Raw genomic sequence first — 2,823 nt, 5'->3', positions numbered from 1 at the left:
GGCATCACCCTACCGCACAACATCTTGTGCCTCAAGCAAATGACCGGAAACCAAACCACCCACACAAACCGCGAAATAGCCTCACCTGCTGATCGTTCATCATGTCGAGCCCGGCAATGTTCATGACCGTGTCGAAATCCATCTCGCTCAGGTCGTTGGCGCCGCGGACATCGCTGTTCGTCGAGTTGGCGAAAGAGATTGCGCCACCATCTAGGAACGAGATCACATCCTCGCCCTGCGTGAAGTCACGGACGAAATCGAGGCCGTTGCCTGCATTGAAGTGGAACTCATCCGCGCCGGCCCCCCCGGTCAGACGATTGTTGCCCGAGCCGCCGCCAAGGATGTCGTCACCATTGCCGCCGAACAGGATGTCGTCGCCGGCACCACCGACCAGAAGATCGTCGCCGTTGCCGCCGCCCAACAGGTCGTCACCGTCGCCGCCGAACAGGTCGTCATTGCCGGCCCCGCCGATGATGTGATCGTCACCTTCACCGCCAAGCGCCGTATCGTTGCCCGTGCCGCCGACAATTTGGTCATCGCCTTCGCCACCTTCGAGGTAATCGTCGCCGCCGTGACCGATCACGGTGTCGTCGCCCTGACCGCCGTAGGCCATGTCATTGTCGGCACCGCCCAGCAGCCGGTCGTTTCCGGTGCCGCCGAACAGCTCATCCTCGCCCCGGCCACCGACAATAAAGTCATCGCCAGCGCCGCCTTCGAGCGTGTCATCCCCGGCATTGCCGGCCAGTGTATCGTCGCCCTGACCGCCATAGGCCATGTCATTGCCCAGACCGCCAAGAAGCTCGTCGTTGCCGATCCCGCCGAACAGCATGTCGTCGCCGCTGCCGCCGTTCAGCAGGTCATCGCCTTCGCCACCATACAGCTCGTCGTTATCGGCCATGCCGCTCAGGACATCACTGCCGTCCTGACCATAGATCGTGTCATCGCCGGCCCCAGCAATCACGGTGTCCATGCCGGCCCCTGCAAATAGGGTGTTGTCCATGCCATCCAGACGGTATTCCAGACCGGCATCCAGAGCCTGTCGGTCGAACTGCATTGCGGCCATTTCGGGCGTCACTTCTGTCAGTTCGGACGCGCCGGCGGGCAGGATCGGGATGAATCCGCCGGTGCCGTTCACTTCGCCATCGGTTCCGGCACCCGCGCCGTCAGGAACGGTCACGCCATGCAGGACATATTCGCGCAGCGCCAGATCGGCGATATCCTCGAAGCTGTACTGCGCCCCGGTGACCGGGCTGACAAAGTTGGACATGTCGGCGATGTCATAGCTGGCATAGAAGTTCAGGTTGCCCTCGGCGTCCGTCATCGGCATGCCGTCCGGCCCCGGCAGAGAGAGCAGAACATCGCCATAGCTGGGAACGCCTTCAAGCACCTCGACATAGCCGTCGCCATCGGCATCGGCAGCGATCGTTGGGCTTTGAGAATTGGCGGGGTTGCCCATTTCGTCGAACACACCGTGGATATGCTGGATATGTGCGGTGTCCGGGGTCAACCCTTCGGCAGTGATCAGCGCGTGCAGGCGCCCGCCGCCCATGCCGTCGGTTTCAAGGGCAAAAAGCGCGTTGCCGCTGGCACCAGAGGAGTTCAGCGCAATGATATCCGCCGAAAATGTTGCGTCGGCCGTGGGCAGCACGGCCTGGAACGCTGTGAAATTCTCATCAAGATGTGACATGTAGGTCTCCTTGTTGTCGGGCCTCAGGGGTGCGCCCGATCCCCTAGTCACGCAGCGAAAGCCGCATTAGTTCCGTGATAGGAGCGATTAACGCGGTTCTCACGCCGATGTGTGCGGTTCGTGAGCGCGCGTGCGTGAATGATGCAGTTGCCGCGTGCAGGAGTGGCGCAACAACAGGAAGACGAGATGAGCCTTACCGACCGAGTGAACGCCTTTGCCCGCAAGCTGCCAAGCTGGGTGATCTATCTGATATACGCCGCACCCGCGCCGGTGTTCTTCTATATGGCGGCGACGGGGCGGATGGGGGCAGAGCCGATATCCGCCCTGCAGCGGGAATATGGGGCGATCGCGCTGCAGCTTCTGATCATTGGTCTGTGTATCACGCCACTGCGCCGGCATCTGGGGGTGAACCTGCTGAAGTTCCGGCGCGCGTTCGGGTTGCTGGCGTTCTTTTACGTCGTGCTGCACCTCGGCGTCTGGGCCTTGCTGGATGTGCAGAGCGTCGAGCGTGTCTGGGCCGATATCGTGAAACGCCCCTACATCACCATCGGCATGGTCGCGTTCCTGCTGATGATCCCTCTGGCACTGACTTCGAACAACCGCGCTGTCCGCTGGCTGGGTCCACGCTGGCGGCGGCTGCACCGGCTGACCTATGGTGTGGTGCTGTTGGGGGCGGTGCATTTCATCTGGCTGCGCAAGGGCGTGCAGATCGAACCGCTGGCCTATCTGGCGGTGATTCTGGCGGTGTTGGCACTGCGGGTGGATTTCAAACGCCTGATCGGTCGCTGGCGGGCCGCTTGATCGGGTGATTCCACGCCTTGGACCGGACCGATTCACCCCTGTCTTGGGCTTTGTTGGGGATATCCCTGTGGATAACCCAAGATGTGGTAGGAGGACGATCCAGGCTGGAGTATCTTTGTAGTGCAAACAAAGGGATTCCCGAAATTTCCTTTCTGCAACCTACTGAAAATACGGGAAAAACAGGGTTTATGAAGAAAATGCGTCAGTTGTCGAAAAAAGGGGTTGCGGGTATCCGGGGTTAACCGTAGAACCCCCTTCACCGGCGGCGCTGAGGCGCGGTTGGGGCGGGACCGAGGCGGCGAGAGTTGTTTTGGAGCTGGGAGAAAATCGAGGCA

At 61.0% G+C, this 2,823-nt stretch carries 2 protein-coding genes; one reads left to right on the top strand and one right to left on the bottom strand.

Going from position 1 to position 2,823, the window contains the following annotated elements; translation table 11 throughout:
- Positions 1 to 31: 31 nt before the first annotated feature.
- Positions 32 to 1,687 carry a calcium-binding protein gene (locus ACFTOW_RS13685; protein ID WP_379916638.1) on the bottom strand — a complete coding sequence of 552 codons (1,656 nt, stop codon included), beginning with the start codon at positions 1,685 to 1,687 and terminating at the stop codon, positions 32 to 34.
- Positions 1,688 to 1,873: 186 nt separating this feature from the next.
- Here ACFTOW_RS13685 and msrQ point away from each other — a divergent pair, with 186 nt between their 5' ends.
- Positions 1,874 to 2,488 carry a protein-methionine-sulfoxide reductase heme-binding subunit MsrQ gene (gene msrQ / locus ACFTOW_RS13680; RefSeq protein ID WP_379916636.1) on the top strand — a complete coding sequence of 205 codons (615 nt, stop codon included), beginning with the start codon at positions 1,874 to 1,876 and terminating at the stop codon, positions 2,486 to 2,488.
- The last annotated feature ends 335 nt before the right edge of the window (positions 2,489 to 2,823 follow it).

It is taken from the genome of Lacimonas salitolerans (assembly GCF_042677865.1).
Classification (GTDB): Bacteria; Pseudomonadota; Alphaproteobacteria; order Rhodobacterales; family Rhodobacteraceae; genus Lutimaribacter; species Lutimaribacter salitolerans.
Note: the sequence above shows the minus strand (reverse complement) of the source record. Positions and strands in the feature narration are given on the sequence as shown.